At 68.1% G+C, this 16,147-nt stretch carries 18 protein-coding genes and 1 tRNA gene; 6 read left to right on the top strand and 13 right to left on the bottom strand.

Features of this window, described 5'->3' with window-relative positions:
* Positions 1–16: 16 nt before the first annotated feature.
* Entirely contained in the window at positions 17–1,915 is a 1,899-nt protein-coding gene (locus C6Y53_RS16540) for a PhoX family protein (protein ID WP_106473451.1), read from the bottom strand.
* A 164-nt stretch (positions 1,916–2,079) separates the two neighbouring features.
* On the opposite strand from C6Y53_RS16540, the gene C6Y53_RS16535 reads away from it, so the two are divergent.
* Positions 2,080–2,499 (top strand): HIT family protein, encoded by a 420-nt coding sequence (locus tag C6Y53_RS16535; protein WP_106473450.1) that lies wholly within the window; start codon positions 2,080–2,082, stop codon positions 2,497–2,499.
* A 28-nt stretch (positions 2,500–2,527) separates the two neighbouring features.
* Here the strand turns inward: C6Y53_RS16535 and lipB are convergent, their stop codons facing one another.
* Positions 2,528–3,184, bottom strand: coding sequence for a lipoyl(octanoyl) transferase LipB (gene lipB, locus C6Y53_RS16530; protein WP_106474153.1), 657 nt, complete (start codon positions 3,182–3,184; stop codon positions 2,528–2,530).
* Between the two features lie 149 nt (positions 3,185–3,333).
* On the opposite strand from lipB, the gene C6Y53_RS16525 reads away from it, so the two are divergent.
* Both C6Y53_RS16525 and C6Y53_RS16520 read left to right on the top strand, forming a co-directional pair.
* A tRNA-Leu gene (locus C6Y53_RS16525) sits at positions 3,334–3,420 on the top strand.
* 148 nt (positions 3,421–3,568) lie between these two features.
* Positions 3,569–3,757, top strand: coding sequence for a DUF6324 family protein (locus C6Y53_RS16520; protein WP_106473449.1), 189 nt, complete (start codon positions 3,569–3,571; stop codon positions 3,755–3,757).
* A 4-nt stretch (positions 3,758–3,761) separates the two neighbouring features.
* Here the strand turns inward: C6Y53_RS16520 and C6Y53_RS16515 are convergent, their stop codons facing one another.
* The 6 genes from C6Y53_RS16515 to C6Y53_RS16490 form a co-directional block, all read right to left on the bottom strand.
* Positions 3,762–4,193, bottom strand: coding sequence for an MmcB family DNA repair protein (locus C6Y53_RS16515; protein ID WP_106473448.1), 432 nt, complete (start codon positions 4,191–4,193; stop codon positions 3,762–3,764).
* 235 nt (positions 4,194–4,428) lie between these two features.
* Complete coding sequence (locus C6Y53_RS16510; protein ID WP_106473447.1) at positions 4,429–4,755, bottom strand: hypothetical protein; 327 nt, start codon at positions 4,753–4,755, stop codon at positions 4,429–4,431.
* Positions 4,756–4,807: 52 nt separating this feature from the next.
* Positions 4,808–5,290: a transcription antitermination factor NusB gene (gene nusB, locus C6Y53_RS16505; protein WP_106473446.1), complete on the bottom strand. Its 483-nt coding sequence runs from the start codon at positions 5,288–5,290 to the stop codon at positions 4,808–4,810.
* Positions 5,287–5,838, bottom strand: a complete 552-nt coding sequence (locus C6Y53_RS16500) for a 6,7-dimethyl-8-ribityllumazine synthase (protein WP_106473445.1) — start codon at positions 5,836–5,838, stop codon at positions 5,287–5,289. The genes nusB and C6Y53_RS16500 overlap by 4 nt, the downstream gene beginning before the upstream one ends.
* A 1-nt stretch (position 5,839) precedes the next feature.
* On the bottom strand, positions 5,840–6,967 hold the full coding sequence (gene ribB, locus C6Y53_RS16495) for a 3,4-dihydroxy-2-butanone-4-phosphate synthase (protein ID WP_106473444.1): 1,128 nt from the start codon (positions 6,965–6,967) through the stop codon (positions 5,840–5,842).
* Between the two features lie 182 nt (positions 6,968–7,149).
* Entirely contained in the window at positions 7,150–7,737 is a 588-nt protein-coding gene (locus C6Y53_RS16490; RefSeq protein WP_106473443.1) for a riboflavin synthase, read from the bottom strand.
* A gap of 158 nt (positions 7,738–7,895) precedes the next feature.
* On the opposite strand from C6Y53_RS16490, the gene C6Y53_RS16485 reads away from it, so the two are divergent.
* The 3 genes from C6Y53_RS16485 (at position 7,896) to C6Y53_RS16475 (ending at position 12,459) form a co-directional block, all read left to right on the top strand.
* Positions 7,896–9,197, top strand: a complete 1,302-nt coding sequence (locus C6Y53_RS16485) for a capsule biosynthesis protein (RefSeq protein WP_106473442.1) — start codon at positions 7,896–7,898, stop codon at positions 9,195–9,197.
* 96 nt (positions 9,198–9,293) lie between these two features.
* Positions 9,294–10,424 carry a polysaccharide biosynthesis/export family protein gene (locus tag C6Y53_RS16480; RefSeq protein ID WP_425300317.1) on the top strand — a complete coding sequence of 377 codons (1,131 nt, stop codon included), beginning with the start codon at positions 9,294–9,296 and terminating at the stop codon, positions 10,422–10,424.
* A 4-nt stretch (positions 10,425–10,428) separates the two neighbouring features.
* Positions 10,429–12,459: a capsular polysaccharide biosynthesis protein gene (locus C6Y53_RS16475; protein WP_106473441.1), complete on the top strand. Its 2,031-nt coding sequence runs from the start codon at positions 10,429–10,431 to the stop codon at positions 12,457–12,459.
* Positions 12,460–12,463: 4 nt separating this feature from the next.
* Here C6Y53_RS16475 and C6Y53_RS16470 read toward each other — a convergent pair whose 3' ends face one another.
* From C6Y53_RS16470 to C6Y53_RS16450, 5 genes are read right to left on the bottom strand one after another with little or no spacing between them, the layout of a single operon-like run.
* The gene (locus C6Y53_RS16470; protein ID WP_106473440.1) at positions 12,464–12,688 is read right to left on the bottom strand and encodes a hypothetical protein; all 225 of its coding nucleotides are present in this window, start codon (positions 12,686–12,688) and stop codon (positions 12,464–12,466) included.
* Positions 12,689–12,692: 4 nt separating this feature from the next.
* On the bottom strand, positions 12,693–13,382 hold the full coding sequence (gene scpB, locus C6Y53_RS16465) for an SMC-Scp complex subunit ScpB (protein WP_106473439.1): 690 nt from the start codon (positions 13,380–13,382) through the stop codon (positions 12,693–12,695).
* Positions 13,375–14,166: a segregation and condensation protein A gene (locus C6Y53_RS16460; protein ID WP_106473438.1), complete on the bottom strand. Its 792-nt coding sequence runs from the start codon at positions 14,164–14,166 to the stop codon at positions 13,375–13,377. Before C6Y53_RS16460 ends, scpB begins: the two co-directional genes overlap by 8 nt.
* Positions 14,159–15,166 (bottom strand): glycoside hydrolase family 3 N-terminal domain-containing protein, encoded by a 1,008-nt coding sequence (locus tag C6Y53_RS16455; RefSeq protein WP_106473437.1) that lies wholly within the window; start codon positions 15,164–15,166, stop codon positions 14,159–14,161. Before C6Y53_RS16455 ends, C6Y53_RS16460 begins: the two co-directional genes overlap by 8 nt.
* 7 nt (positions 15,167–15,173) lie before the next feature.
* The gene (locus C6Y53_RS16450; protein ID WP_106473436.1) at positions 15,174–16,103 is read right to left on the bottom strand and encodes an SPOR domain-containing protein; all 930 of its coding nucleotides are present in this window, start codon (positions 16,101–16,103) and stop codon (positions 15,174–15,176) included.
* Positions 16,104–16,147: the final 44 nt, after the last annotated feature.

Raw genomic sequence — 16,147 nt, 5'->3', positions numbered from 1 at the left:
CAGAATCCGGCCCGGATCAGCCGATCAGGCCGTTGTCGTCGCGCTTGACCACGATGACCGACGACCGGGGCAACGCGCCGTCACCGTCCGGGAACGGCGCGCCGGGATGCTGGATGCCGACAAAGATCGACCGGCGGTCGGCCGACCAGGTCAGGCCGGTGACCTCCGAGCCGTTCGGGCCGGTCAGGAACCGCGCGATTTCGCCCGTCACCGGGTCTCCGACCAGCATCTGGTTGTTGCCCATGCCGGCGAAATCGCCTTCGTTGCTGTCATCGCCGTCGGTCTGGATCCAGACCATGCCGGCGCTGTCGATCTGCATCCCGTCGGGCGAATTGAACAGGTTGCCCGGGGTGATGTTGGCCGACCCGGCATAGGCATCCGCGTGGACATCGGGGTTGCCCGCCATCACGTAGAGATCCCATTCGAACCCGTCGGCGGCGTGGTTGCCGTCGACCGGGCGCCAGCGCACGATCTGGCCATAGCGGTTGGCCTCGCGTGGGTTCGGACCGTTCACCGGGGTTTCGTCGCCGCCGCTGTTGGACTTGACGCCGCGGTTCTTGTTGTTGGTCAGGCAGCAATAGGCTTCGGCGGCCACCGGGCTGACCGCGACCCATTCGGGACGGTCCATGGTGGTCGCACCGACCCTGGACGCGGCGATGCGGCTGAAGACCGCGATCTGCGCGTCGTCCATGCCGGTCGCGTCGGGCGTCAGCGCCACCCAGTCGCCGGTCATGTCGTCGTTGAACTTCGCGACCGAGAGCTGGCCGTGATCGAGCAGCGCGGAGGTATCGGTGCCCGGCACATAGGGGTCGCGGGACACGAAGCGATAGAGGAACTCGCCACGTTCGTCATCGCCCATATAGACCACCACCCGGCCATCGGGCGCCAGGGCGGTGGCGGCGTTTTCATGCTTGAAACGTCCCAGCGCCGTCCGCTTGACGGGAACCGATGCCGGGTCGGCCGGGTCGATTTCCACCACCCAGCCCGCCCGGTGCGGTTCGTTGGGGTTAGCGGCGGTATCGAACCGTGCGTCCCATTTGTGATAATCATAGCCCCAACCCTCGGGGTCGATGCCATAACGGCCATAACCGGCGGCAACCTCCTCGGGCAACTCGGTCTCGGCAGTGGCGCCGAAGTAGCCATTGAAGTTCTCTTCGCAGGTCAGGTAGGTGCCCCAGGGCGTCTTGCCCGCCCCGCAGTTGTTGAGCGTCCCCAGCGCTGCGGTCCCGGTCGGGTCGGCCTCGGTCTTCAGCAGGTCGTGACCGGCGGCAGGGCCGGAAATCGCCATCGGCGACAGATGGGTGATGCGGCGGTTCAACGGGCTGTCCACCACCACATGCCAGCCGGTATCGTCCTCGACCACCTCCATCACGGTCACGCCCTGCAGGTTCTGCAGCTTGCGCACGTCATCGGCCGAGCCCGGCGTGCCCGCCTGCGCGGCGGGCAGGTTGATCTTGCGGTTCACATATTCATGGTTGACGGCGATCACCTGCCGGCCATCGACCTCGAACAGTTCCATCCCGTCGGTGTTCTCGCCAAAGATCCGGTCCGAGCCATCGACGGTGCCGCCGGTGGCCGCGTCGAAATCGGGCGCATCGGAAAACAGCGGATCGCCCCAGCGAGCCAGCACCTTCCAGTTGTAGCCTTCGGGCACATGAACGGTGTTGTCGGTGGCCGCAGGGATCGCCGTGAACGGGAACCGCGCCGACTGGGCCGCGCGGGCCGAGGTGGAGGAGAGCAGGCTGCCCGCCCCCATGACCGCCGCGCCCGATCCAAAGGCGACGACGCCGCGCAGGAACCCGCGCCGCGACAGCGCGTTGTCCACCACGCGGTCAAATCCGTTTTCCTCGGGCCGGGGAAATTTCAGTTCGTCCCAGTCATCGGCCGAAAGCTGGGTGAGATCGGCATCATTCATGATCTGTCCTTGCCATGCAGATAGTGTGTTGACACCCGTCCCGCTACACCGCCGATGTTTCGGAGATATGACAGGCGCAGTTCGGTTGACGCGCCCTGCCCCGCGGCGCAGAACTCCGATGCGCCCGTCATCGGCTGGCACCGTTCGAAATGAGGTATCCGACCATGAGCTACGATCCCGACAACATCTTTGCCAAGATCCTGCGCGATGAAATCCCGTCGACCCGTGTCTATGAGGATGACGACACGCTGGCCTTCATGGACATCATGCCGCGCGCGGACGGCCACCTGCTGGTGATCCCCAAGACCCCCTGCCGGAACGTGCTGGACGCTTCGCCCGAACAGCTGGCCACGGTCATGGCCACGGTGCAGAAGATGGCCCGGGCGGTCATGGCCGCCTTTGATGCGCCGGGGGTGACGATCCAGCAATTCAACGAGGCCGCCGGCGGGCAAGAGGTGTTTCACCTGCATTTCCACATCCTGCCGCGCCACGAGGATGTCCGGCTGCGCCCGCCCGGCACGATGGGCGACATGGATGCGATCGCGGCGCAGGCGGACCGGATCCGGGCCGCGACCCGGGCCTGACCGCACCGCCCTGCTCTGGCGCGACCGGCTATGGCCGCTCGCCGATCACCCGGTCGAAGCTGCGGCGCAGGGCGGTGTCCACATCGCCCATCGTCACCGGCAGGCCCAGATCGACCAGGCTGGTCACACCATGGTCCGAGATGCCGCATGGCACGATGCCACTGAAATGCTCGAGGTCGGGGTCCACGTTGATCGACAGCCCGTGAAAGCTGACCCAGCGCCGCAGGCGGATCCCGATGGCGGCGATCTTGTCCTCGGCCATCGCCCCGCTGGCCGTGCGCGGTTTCTCGGGCCGCTCGACCCAGACCCCCACGCGCCCGTCGCGGATGTGACCGGTGACGTTGAACTCTGCCAGCGCCGCGATCACCCAGCGTTCCAGCTGCTGAACGAACCGGCGGACATCACGCCCGCGCGCGCCCACGTCGAGCATCACATAGACGACCCGCTGGCCCGGCCCGTGATAGGTGTATTGCCCGCCCCGCCGGGTGGGAATGACCGGAAACCGGTGCGGATCGGTCAAGTCCGACGCCCTGGCCGAGGTTCCGGCGGTATAGAGCGGCGGATGTTCCAGCAGCCAGACGCACTCCCCGGCCCGGCCCGCCGCGATATCCGCCGCGCGGGTTTCCATGAAGGCCACCGCCTGGTCATAGGCGGTCAGCCCGTCGCTGACGATCCACTCCACCATGCCCAGCCCATAACCCGCCGCGCGGTCAAGCGAAAGGGTCCGATGCCCGCCCCGCAAACGGGCTCGCACAGGAACCGGAAAGAGACCGCGTTTTGGGCTTCACAAGCCTGAACCGCTCGTCTATACGCCGCTCTACCAAGCCGGGATGTGCGGTCGTGGCGGAATTGGTAGACGCGCAGCGTTGAGGTCGCTGTGGGGTAACACCCGTGGAAGTTCGAGTCTTCTCGACCGCACCATTTTCCAGACATATCATTTGGATGATCCGTCGGACCCGGCGACAGGCCCGGCGACCGGAATAGCAGCACCCGGCCTGGAATTCGCCCGATCTTGCGTTTCGGCCACCGCCGGGCTAGCAGCGGTCCGATCAATCGGAGACGGCACGCAATGGGCATCAACACCGAACGCGACATCGAAGCCAACCTGCAGATCGGCCCCACCGACAAGGGCATGGTCCGCATCTTTGTCGAGGCGCAGGGGATCGAGGTGCCGATGGATTTCGCCCCCGAGGAGGCCGAAGAGATCGCCACCGAGATCCGCGCCGCCGCCGAGGCCGCACGCGGATTGAAACGCTGACGTATCAAACCCTTGGGTCGCGAAGATCATGCAGCCTGCGGGCGGCGTGAACGGCGAATTTCTGGATCAGCGCCTTGCGCCGCGCCGGGGCGACGCGGTCTTCCGGTGCCATGCGTATGATCTCGGCATCATAGGCGTCCGCAACGATCAGCCCGGTGGTCTCGGGCAACAGCTCGCTCGGGAAATCGGTGTCCACCGCCCAGAAATAGCGGTCGCACCAATCCAGATAGCCCTGCCATTTGCTGTCCGAGGTAAAATCGACCCGGTTGGATTTGCATTCCACCACCCACAGTTCTCCCCTGGGGCCCAGCCCCATCACGTCCACGCGCAGCCCGCGCGCGGGCACGAATTCCTCGACCGACACGAACCCGTGCGCCCTGAGGTGACGGGCGACGCCACGGGCGAGTTTCTGGCCGGGTTGGAGATCGGGCATCATGGGGGAAGAATGTGAACAATCCATGAACACAAATCAAGCCCGCAGAGAATTCGCCCGCGCGCATCTTGCCGCTCTTGTCTGGACGGCCGACACGGCTTACCTAGGCAGCGGCGGGCACTGCCCTTCGCGTGTCAGGTAGCATTCCGGTGGCCTTACACAAATCCGAGGGAGCTGGCTCTGTCCGGATCCTGGTCCGGTTACCCGGCGCCCACCTGTATATGCAGGTCCTCGGGAATCAGAACCGCACGGTTGCCCGGCGGTCCCGCCGCTTTTCCTGCCCCACCGGCACCGGCCGAAGGTCGCGCAGGACCGGCAATCCGCGTCGCGGTCCGCTGTCCGGTTTGCGGGCCAGCGCCATGATGGCCCAGGCGAACTGAACCCCGGCAAACACGATGCCATGCATGAACCACAGCAGGAATATGGCCAGCGGTCCGTCCGACGACCGCGCCGTCAGCCCCCACAGCCCCGCCACATCGAACCACAGCAACAGCGCGACGAACACGGCGGCAAGGCCGAACCCGATCAGGACGTTGAGGATGTAGAGACGGATGAGCCGGGGCATGAGCGCGCTCCTTTCCCGGCCAGTCTAGCAGGTGGCCGCGATGCGTCCAGTGTCAGAATGCCTCAGGCCGGGCCTCGCGCGCCATGTGGTCCAGCACCGCGTTGACGAATTTCGGCTCCCGCCCCTCGGGAAAGAAGGCGCGGGCGATGTCGACAAACTCGGTGATCACCACTTTCGGCGGCGTGCCGGAATAGGCCAGTTCGGCCCCGGCGGCGCGGAACAGCCCGCGCAGGGTCGGGTCGATGCGCGAGATCGGCCATTTCGCCACCAGCGCCCGGTCGGTCATCTGGTCGATCGGCGCCTGGTAGTTCACCGCGTTGTCCACCAGCTTGCGGAACAGGCCGATATCCCCGTCCACCATCTCGTCGCCTTCATAGCTGGCGCCGAAACGGTGATCGAGAAATTCGCCCACGACCTCCTTGCTGGTCTGGCCCGACTGCTCCATCTGGAACAGCGCCTGCACGGCATAGAGCCGCGCGGCGGATTTCATCCGGCGTTTCTGGTTGCCGGACAGGGGCGCGTTGGCGGTGCTCATGCGGTGGGGTTTCCCTTGGCGTCTCCGGCCAGCCGGATGGTGTCCTGGGGCGGCCTGAACCCGGCCCCGGTTTTCTGGCCGCCCCACTTACGGCTGAGCGCAACCAGATGCAAGGCCGCCGCGGCGGCGCCGCCGCCCTTGTTCATCTGCGCGGGATCGGCCCGCACGACCGCCTGTTCGCGGTTCTCGACGGTCAGGATCCCATTGCCGATGCACAACCCCTGCAACCCCATCAGCTGGATCGCGCGGCTGCTGTCATTGCAGACCGTATCGTAATGGGTGGTTTCCCCCCGGATCACGCATCCCAGCGCCACATAGCCATCGTAGTTCGAGCTCCGGTCGGCAATGGCAATCGCGGTGGGCACCTCCAGCGCACCGGGCACCTCGGCGATATCCCAGCCGCCGCCCGCCGCCTCGATCTCGGCCCTGGCCCCGGCCACGAGGTCGTCGGCGATGTCCTTGTAATACGGCGCGACGACGATCAGCAGCTTGACCGGCCTGTCGAAATCCGGGCGTTGCAGGATGTGATGGGTTTCGGTCCCGGCCATGTCAGGTCTCGTCCTCGGCGAATATGGGGCGGGTGCCGGCAATGGTCAGACCAAATGCGTCAAGCCCCAGGTAGCGGGTTTGCGGCGACTCCGTCAGCAATATCAGCTCATGCAGGCCCAGCTTGGACAGGATCTGCGCCCCGAGCCCGGTCTGCTTGATCGTCCGCGGCCCTTCGTCCTCGTCGGCATAGAGCGCCTTTCGCGGCTGGCGGAACAGGCACACGACGCCACGCCCTTCGCGTGCGATCATTTCCATCGCGCGGGGCAGTTCGCGGGCCGGTTTCGGCCCCAGCCCCAGCAGGTCGGTGGTTTCATGCAGCGCATGGGCCCGCGTCAGCACCGGCTCCGGCGTGGTGATATCCCCCTTGATCATCACCACATGCTCGATCCCGTGGGTCTGGTCGGTAAATATCCGCATGTCCCACTCCCCCCCGAACTCGGAGGTGACGGTCTCGCGGGCGGTCTCCACCACCAGGTTGTCGTTGCGCGCGCGATAGGCGATCAGGTCCGAGATCGCGCCGATCTTCAGCCCGTGTTCGGCCGCGAATCTCACCAGGTCGGGCAGCCGCGCCATCGACCCGTCCGGGTTCATGATCTCGCAGATGACCCCGGCCGGGTTCAGCCCCGCCAGCCGCGCGATGTCGACCGCCGCCTCGGTATGGCCCGCGCGCACCAGCACGCCGCCCTGCTTGGCGCGCAGCGGAAAGACATGGCCCGGCGTCGCCAGATGCGCCATGGTGTTCTGCTCGTTGATCGCGGTCGCCACCGTCAGCGCCCGGTCCGCCGCCGAGATGCCGGTGCTGACCCCCTCGCGCGCCTCGATCGAAACCGTAAAGGCCGTTTCGTGGCGCGACGAGTTGTTCACCGCCATCATCGGCAGGCCCAGGCGGTCGATCCGCTCGGCCGTCATCGGCAGGCAGATCAGCCCGCGCCCATGCAGGGCCATGAAGTTGATCGCCTCGGCATCGGCGAATTCGGCGGCAATCACCAGGTCGCCCTCGTTTTCCCGGTCCTCGTGATCGACGAGCACGAACATCCGCCCGGCCCGCGCCTCGGCGATGATCTCCTCGATCGGGGCGATTGCATTGCGCAGGCCGGTTTCCACCGGGCCGGGGGCTTCAAAACTCATCGGATCGTCCTTCGCGGCAGGTTACCGGGCAGATAAACCACGCGCCGGGCGAAGGCCAGCCCCACCGCACCCGATCCCGGCGCGGAATGCCCTGTCCTTCATCTTGCCGGATAAACTCCGGGGGTGCGGGGGCTGGCCCCCGCCGGCGCACCGGTTGCCGCGGGCACCCGCCTCAGCCTGCCTCAGCCCGCTTCTGCCAGCCGGGCCACATAGCGGGCCAGCGTATCGATCTCGAGATTGACGCGTTGTCCCGCCGCGATGCCGCCCCAGGTCGTCACCTCCTGCGTGTGCGGGATCAGGTTGATGCCGAAATCGCACCCCTCCACGTCATTGACCGTCAGCGAGGTTCCGTTGAGCGCCACCGAGCCCTTGGGCGCGATGAACCGCGCCAGGGCGGCGGGCGCGCGCAGGGTGACACGGGTGCTGTCACCCTCCTCCGCAACCGCGACGACCTCGGCCACGCCATCCACATGACCCGACACGATATGCCCGCCCAGTTCGTCGCCCACGCGCAGCGCGCGCTCCAGGTTGACGCGATGACCGACCGACCAATCGCCCAGATTGGTCTTCGACACCGTTTCGGCGCTGATCTGCACGTCGTACCAGCCGGGCCCGAGCGCCACCACGGTCAGGCAGACGCCGTCGCTGGCGATCGAGGCGCCGATATCGATCCCCGCCGTATCATAGCCGGTCGCGATCCGTGCGCGCAGATCGCCCGCCTGTTCGAGTTCGGCCACGGTGCCGATATCGGTGATGATGCCGGTAAACATTTGCCTCGTCTCCGCTCGGATGCCTTCGCCCCGTGACCTAGCCCCGCCGGGCCCGCGCCACAAGGGGGATCATTGGGGGGCAACAGGGGGCCATCCTTGCACCTTGTTCCCGACACGGTCATAGTCCGTTAACCATTCTGCCCCCAGGCTGAACCGCCATGACAGCAAAGCATGACATTGCGGCGGCAAACCGCACATTCCTGTTCCTGCAGGGTCCGCACGGTCCGTTCTTTCACGGGCTGGGCACCATGCTGCGGGCTGCCGGGGCGCGGGTCGTCCGGGTCGGGTTCAACGCCGGCGACCGCGCCTTCTGGTTCCGCGCGCCGGGCTATGTCGCCTTCGACCGCGCGCCCGGGGACTGGCCCGAAACGCTGGCCGGCCTGCTCGACCGGCACCGGGTCACCGATATCGTGCTCTACGGCGACACCCGGGCCATCCACGCCGAGGCGGTCCGGCAGGCGCGGGACCGCGGGCTGGCGATCCATGTGTTCGAAGAAGGCTACATGCGGCCGTTCTGGGTCACCTATGAACGGGGCGGATCGAACGGAAACTCGCGGCTGATGGGCCTGACGATCGACGACATGCGCGCCGCGCTGGCCCTGTCCGACCTCGAAGCCCCGCTGCCGCCGGCCCACTGGGGCGACATGCGCCAGCATGTGTTCTACGGCGCCCTCTACCACTGGTTCGTGATGTTCCGGAACCGCGCCTACCCGAGTTTTCGCGGCCACCGGACCCTGAGCGTGCAGGCGGAGTTCCGGCTCTACCTGAAACGGCTGCTGCTGATGCCGGCCCATGCCGCCGAACGGCGGATCGCCACGCGGCGGGTGCGCCGCGGCGGTTTTCCCTACCACCTGGCGCTGCTGCAACTGGAACATGACAGTTCGTTTCAGGAACATTCGCCCTTTGCCACCATGACCGAGTTTCTCGAACAGGTGATCGCGGGGTTCGCGGCGGGGGCGCCGCGCCATCACCACCTGGTCATCAAGGCGCATCCGCTCGAGGATGGCCGGACGCCCGTGCGCACCGACACGAGGCGGCTCGCGGCGGCGCACGGGATCGCGGACCGCACCCATTATGTGCGCGGCGGCAAGCTGGCGCAGCTGCTCCAGGATGCGCGCAGCGCGGTCACGGTAAACTCGACCGCCGGGCAACAGGTGCTGTGGCGCGGCATCCCGCTCCGGGTGTTCGGCGCGGCGGTCTATGACAAGCCCGAACTGGTCTCGATGCGGCCGCTGGCCGAGTTCTTTGCCGGCGCCACCCGCCCCGACAGCCGCGCCTACAAGGATTACCGGCGGTTCCTGCTGGAAACCAGCCAGGTTCCGGGCGGGTTCTACTCGGCCCGCGGGCGCCGGCAACTGCTGCGCCATGTGGTGGACATGATGCTGATGGACGAAGATCCCTATGACGCGTTCCGGTCCGGCAAAGCGGCACCCCGGCAACAGTTGCGGGCCATCAGTTGACGCCGACCCTTGCGCAAACCCGGTAAAATATTGCACTTCCTTATCCCGAGGGGCGAACCGACCGCAGCCGGTGCCCGCGTTCGAGGAGAAAGAGCAGTGACAACCAAGAGCTTCGGCTGGCTCCGTCCCGCCGCCGCACTGATCGTTGCGGGGGCGCTCTCAGCGTGTGCCCTGCCCCAGGTCGGCCCGAACAAGACACAGATCGAGGCCGGATCGGTTGCCAAGGGCGGCGATGCCTTCATCGTCGATGTCGACAATCGCGTGGCCAAGGCCACGGACGTGATCCCGTCGCTGGGGTTCTCGCGCGACTTCACCAATGCCGCGCAGCTGACATCGGACACGATCCGCCCCGGCGACGTGCTGGGCCTGACGATCTGGGAAAACGTCGATGACGGGCTCCTGACCGGGGCCACCGGCAACGCCACCGCGCTGGAAGAGGTGCAGGTGGACAGCGCGGGGTTCATCTTCGTGCCCTATGCCGGGCGCATCCGCGCCGCCGGCAACACGCCCAACCAGCTGCGCGAATCGATCACCCAGCAACTGGATGAACAGACCCCCGACCCGCAGGTGCAGGTGCGTCGCCTTGCGGGCGACGGCTCGACCGTGTCGCTCGTCGGCGCGGTCGGCGCGCAGGGGGTCTATCCGATCGAACGCTCGACCCGGTCGCTGTCGTCGATGCTGGCCAAGGCCGGCGGCGTGACGGTCGAACCCAAGATCGCGCAGGTCACGGTGATCCGCGGCGGCTCGCGCGGCAAGGTCTGGTTCCAGGACATCTTCTCGAACCCGTCGCTCGACATCGCGCTGCGCGGCGGCGACCGCATCCTGGTCGAGGAAGACACCCGGTCCTATGTCGCCATGGGCGCCACCGGCACCCAGGCGCGGGTTCCCTTCGAGAGCAAGGACCTGTCGGCCATCGAGGCGGTGGCGCAGGTGGGCGGGCTGGTCGGCGCGGCATCCGACCCCACCGGCATCTTCGTATTCCGCGAGGAATACCCCAAGGTCGCCAACAACGTGCTGGGCCGCACCGACCTGAGCGGGCCGCAGCGCATGGTCTATGTGCTGAACCTGACCGAAAAGAACGGCATGTTCGTGGCGCGCGATTTCATCATCCGTGATGACGATACGGTCTATGTGACCGAGGCGCCCTTTACCCAGTGGTCGAAAACGCTTTCGCTGCTGATCGGTTCGGTGACCCCGCTGGCAAGCGTCAAGACCCTCGCCAACTAGTCCCGTGCCCGGCCGCGAACGCGTCGGGCCGACGGGCCACCCCCGGCTCTTTGCCTATAATGGCGGTTTCCTGAACCGGCGGATCCGGCGGATCCTGACGCTCGCCGGAGCGCCGGTTCGCGCCGGCCTGCCCGGCCCCGGCGATGCGGTCGCTGTCTGGGGCGACAGTCCCACCGCCTGGCGCGGGCAAGCGGTGGCGCAACGGCGCGGGGTGCCCCTGTGGCGGATCGAGGACGCGTTCCTGCGGTCGCTGCATCCCGGCCGCGCCGGCGAACCGCCGCTGGGGCTGCTGATCGACCGCACCGGCGTGCATTTCGACGCCGCGCACCCGTCGGACCTGGAAACCCTGCTGGCCACCCACCCGCTGGACGAGACCTCGATGCTCGGTCGCGCACGCGACGCGATCACCCGGATGCGCGAGGCCCATCTGAGCAAATACAGCGGTGTCGACCCCGGCCTGCCGGTGCCCGATCCGGGCTATGTGCTGGTGGTGGACCAGACGCGCGGTGATGCCTCGGTGCGGGCCAGCGGCGGCGACCGGGCGCGGTTCCGCGCCATGCTGGCGGCCGCGCGCGATGAAAACCCCGGTGCCCGCATCCTGATCCGAACCCATCCCGAAACGGCGTCGGGGTTCCGTCCCGGCCATTTCGACGCCTCGGACACGGGCGGCGATGCCATGTTTTCGACCGACCCGGTCAGCCCCTGGCACCTGGTCGATGGCGCGGTCGCGGTCTATACCCTGTCCTCGCAGCTGGGGTTCGAAGCCATCCTCGCCGGCCACAGGCCCCGCGTGTTCGGCCAGCCCTTCTATGCCGGCTGGGGGCTGAGCGTGGATGAAACACCGCTGCCGCGCCGTGGCCGCACCCTGACAGCGGCGCAGCTCTTTGCCGCCGCGATGATCCTCTACCCGGTCTGGTACGACCCCTATCGCGACCGGCTGTGCGATCTGGAATCCGTTCTCGACACGCTCGACGCGCAGGCCCGCGCCTGGCGCGAGGATCGCCACGGCTGGGTCGCCAGCGGCATGCGCCTGTGGAAACGCCGCCCCCTGCAACGGTTCTACGGCCGCGAGAAACGGGTGGTGTTTTCCGATCACCCGCCCCGCGATACGCGCCGCCACATGGTCTGGGCCGGCAGGGCGGGGCCGGGCCAGTCGGACCAGGCGGGCCAGTCGGGCCAGTCGGACCAGGCGGGCGCGGTCCGCGTCGAGGACGGGTTCCTGCGGTCGCGCGGGCTGGGCGCCGAACTGGTGCCGCCGCTGTCGCTGGTGACAGATGATCTGGGCATCTACTACGATCCGCGCCAGCCCTCGCGGCTGGAGGCGCTGATCGCGCAGCGCGCCACCCTGACCCCGGCCCAGCGCACCCGGGCCGAGGCGCTGATCGCGGCGCTGACCGGCGTCGGGCTGAGCAAATACAACCTTGGCGGAACCGCCCCCACCCTGCCCGCCGGGCGCAAGGTTCTGGTGCCGGGACAGGTCGAGGACGACGCGTCGATCCTGACCGGCACCGGCGCGGTGTCCAGCAATGCAGGGCTGCTGCGCGCGGCGCGGGCGGCCAACCCCGGCGCGGTGCTGATCTACAAGCCCCACCCGGATGTCGAGGCCGGGTTGCGCAGGGGCGCGGTCGATGACCTGTCGGCGGCGGATCTGGTCGCAACCGGGGCCGACCCGGCGGCGCTGCTGTCGCAGCTGGACGAGCTGTGGACGATGACATCGCTGATGGGGTTCGAGGCCCTGTTGCGGGGCGTCCCGGTGGTGACGCTGGGCGCGCCGTTCTATGCGGGCTGGGGGTTGACGGACGATCGGGGCGAGGTGCCCGCCCGGCGGACTGCGCGCCCCGGTCTCGCCGGGCTGGTCCATGCCGCGCTGATCGACTACCCGCGCTATTTCGATCCCGTCACCGGCCAGCCCTGCCCGGTCGAAGTGGTGGTGGAGCGGCTCGCCGCCGGTGCGGTGGCGCATCCCGGTCTGGCCAACCGGCTGCTGTCGAAGCTGCAGGGCATCTTTGCCAGCCGCGCCGATCTGTGGCGATAGCCAGCTAGAACCGGCGCGTCATCTTCGACATGCGCCGCATCTGGCGCATGGTCTGCCTGGCCTTGCGGTGCTGTTGCTGCTGCGCCTGCCGGTCCTGTGGCGACAGCCCGGTATCGTCGGCCGGTCCGCCCCCCGACGCGGCCATGTCGATCCCCGCATCGATGCCCTTGCCGATCGCACGGCGAGACATCATCCGGATCAACCGGTGGATCAGCCTTTCAAGGGTCATCAGGTCACTCCTCGAACATTTCCGACTGGCCGGTTTCGACGCCGTCATCATCGTCGTCGTCATCGGCCTGCGGCCCCGGCACCCCCGGCGGCGGACGGTTTTCCAGCAACCCGGCCGCGCGCAGTTCCTTCAGCCCCGGCAGGTCGCGCGCGGTTTCCAGGCCGAAGTGATCCAGGAATTCAGGCGTTACCACGAACGTCACCGGGCGGCCCGGCGTCATCCGGCGCCGGCCGAGCCGAATCCACTCCATCTCCATCAGCTGGTCGATGGTGCCCCGGCTGACCGAAACCCCCCGGATTTCCTCGATCTCGGCCCGCGTCACCGGCTGGTGATAGGCGATGATGGCCAGGGTTTCGACCGCCGCGCGGCTCAGTTTTCTGGTCTCGACCGTTTCCTTGCGCATCAGGAACCCCAGGTCGGGCGCGGTGCGGATCGCCCAGGCATCGCCCACGCGTACCACGCGAACCCCGCGCCCCTCATAGCGCTTGCGCAGCCGCACCAGGGCCTCGGCCGGATCGCTGCCATGGGGCATCCGTGTCTCGAGATCGCGCACGGAGACCGGCTCGACGCTGGCGAACAGCACCGCCTCGACCATGCGTTCCTGTTCCCCCATGGGCGGCGCTTCGAACAGCGTGTCGCCGCCGGCATCGCCCGCGGACTCCGCGCCGGTCTCGATATCGTCGCTCTCAGTCATCTTTCTTCCTGCGCAGGTGTATCGGGGCAAAGGTATCGCTCTGCCGGATTTCGAGATGCCCTTCCTTGACCAGTTCCAGCGAGGCGGCAAATGTCGCCGCCGTGGCCGACCGCCGCCGCGCCGGATCGCTTTCCCAGCCATCGGGCAGATAGCTGGTCAGATCGGTCCAGGTGCCGGCAAAGCCGATCAGCGGGCGCATCCGTTCCAGCGCCTGTTCCATCGTGAACACCGCGTCGCGATCCATCACGAAGGGGCGGAAATCGTCGCGGGTGCGGATCCGGGCATAGCCCTGCATCAGGTCCAGCAGCGTCGCCGAATAGCGCACGGTGCGGATACGCGCCACGTCCTCGGCTTCGCCGCGGGCAAAGAAATCGCGCCCCAGCCGATCGCGCCCCATCAGCCGCGCCGCCGCGTCGCGCATCGCCTGCAGCCGCTCCAGCTGGAACGCCAGATGCGCGGCCAGCTCCTCGCCGGTGGGGCCCTCCTCGGACGGGTCCGGCGGCAGCAGCAGGCGCGATTTCAGGAACGCCAGCCAAGCCGCCATCACCAGGTAATCCGCAGCCAGTTCGATCCGCAGCGCCTTGGCCTTTTCGACGAAGGCCAGATACTGGCGCGCCAGTTCGAGCACCGAGATCCGGCGCAGGTCGACCTTCTGGGTGCGCGACAGGGTCAGCAGAACGTCGAGCGGCCCCTCGAACCCGTCCACATCGACGATCAGCGCCTCTGCGGCCAGCCGGTCGGCGACCGCCATTCCGTTATTCGAGAACAGGCTTTCCTCAGCCATAAACCTCACCGCCCATGAGGCGGGAAAGTTCGACCTCGGCAGCGCCGATGTCAAGCGGTTCCGGGTCACGCCGCGCCGCCAGCGCCGCCTCGGCGCGGGCCTGTGCCCGCGGCCCCATCCGTCCGGCCGCGTCCGCCACCGCGACCCGGTCGGCCAGCGGGGCATTGCAGAACAGCACCGCATCACACCCGGCCGCCAATGCCCGGCGCGCCAGATCAGGCCGCGCACCCTGCAGGGCTTGCATGCCCAGATCGTCGGTCATCACCAGCCCGTCGAACCCGATCCGGTCGCGGATCACCGCCATCACCCCGGCCGACAACGTCGCGGGACTGTCCGCGTCGAGGGCTTCGTAGAGCAGATGCGCCGTCATCCCCATCGGCAGGTCGCGCAGGGCCCGGAACGGGGCGAAATCGGTGTCGTCCAGTTCCGCGTTCCCGGCGCTCACGCGCGGCAGGTCGACATGGCTGTCCAGCGTGCTGCGCCCATGTCCGGGCATGTGCTTGACCACCGGCAGGACGCCACCCGCCAGCAGCGCGTCAGCCACCGCCCGGCCCAGCCGCGCCACCTGCCCGGGGTCGCCGCCATAGCAGCGGTTGAGCAGGAATTCATGGGTTTGCGGCCCGGCCAGATCGACCATCGGCGCACAATCGCTGTCGATGCCCAGCGACCGCAATTCATCCGCGATCAGCCGGTATCGCAGATACATCGCCCGATCCGCCCGGTCGCCCGCGCGGGCCACATGATCGAGCGGCGGCAACCACTGGCGGGCCAGCGGCGGGCGAAGTCGCTGCACCCGCCCGCCTTCCTGGTCTATCGTGATCGGCGCATCGCGCCCGACCGCCATCCGCATGTCGTCGCACAGCGCGCGCACCTGGTCGGCGGTTTCGATGTTGCGGCCGAACAGGATGAACCCGAACGGGTCGGCATCCCGAAAGAACGCCTTTTCATCGGCGCTGAGCCGCAGCCCGTCGGCATCCAGGATGGTGGCGCCGAAATTCATCGCGAGATCACCGCGCGATGACCGGAATGCAGTCGACCCCCTCGGACACGAACACCGCGCAGAACCGGCGCGTGTCGTTCATGTCGTTGAACCCGGCGGCGCGCAGACGCCAGAAGCTGCGCCCGCCGCTCTTGGCTTCCTGCACCACGCGACGCTTGTCGGCGAGATAGTCACCGAACCGCGCGCCCAGCCGGTCCCAGTCGGCCCGCGCCGCCTCGGCGCTGTCAAAGGCGCCGAGCTGCGCCAGTTTCGTCCCCGGCGGGATGCCCGCGGGATCGAGATCGAGGCCCGCCGTCGGCGCCGCCGCGACCGCAGTCGCCGACGATTTGATCACCGCGGCGTCACCCGGGCGGGCGCGCGGGCGCAGGGATTGTTTCGGTCCGGGACCGGTGACCACCGCCGCCGCGGCCCTGGGGGCGGCCCCCTCGACGCGCATCACCGCCGGTTCGGGCTGCGGCAGGCCGGTGTCCTGTTGCTGCTGGCCCTTGATCACGTCGGCCAGCAATTCCTCGATCAGCCGGTTCACATCGCCATTGTCAGCCCGCGCGGCAGGCGCCGGCGTTTCGGTCAGCGCCTCGGCGGGACGGTCTTCTTCGGACAGTTCCATCGGCTTGGGCGCCAGCACCAGTTTTTCGGCGGGCGGCGCGGCCGGGCCTTCGGCGGCGACACGGTTCACCGCCAGCCCCTGATGGTCGGCGGCGCGGCCGCCGGGATCGGCGGGCAGGTCGCGCATCGGCCCTTCGAGCGCACGCACCACCGGCACACCGGAGACATCCCGGACCAGAATCTTGTAGCCCCAGACCCCGATCCCGCCGATCAGCGCAAGCGATACCGCCGCGCCCATCAGGTTCACCATGCCTCGAAATCCGCCAGCGGTTTCGCCCGCAGGCTGGTATGCCTGCGGGTTCACGTCCCGCGTGTCCTCGTAAACTGCCATATCCGCCTCACTGCCCTTCGCGCGGATACGAACCGCGCCGGGTT

Origin of the sequence: Pukyongiella litopenaei (assembly GCF_003008555.2) — a bacterium.
GTDB classification, from domain to species: Bacteria; Pseudomonadota; Alphaproteobacteria; order Rhodobacterales; family Rhodobacteraceae; genus Pukyongiella; species Pukyongiella litopenaei.
The sequence above is the reverse complement of the archived record's forward strand: the minus strand, read 5'-3'. Positions and strand labels throughout refer to the sequence as shown.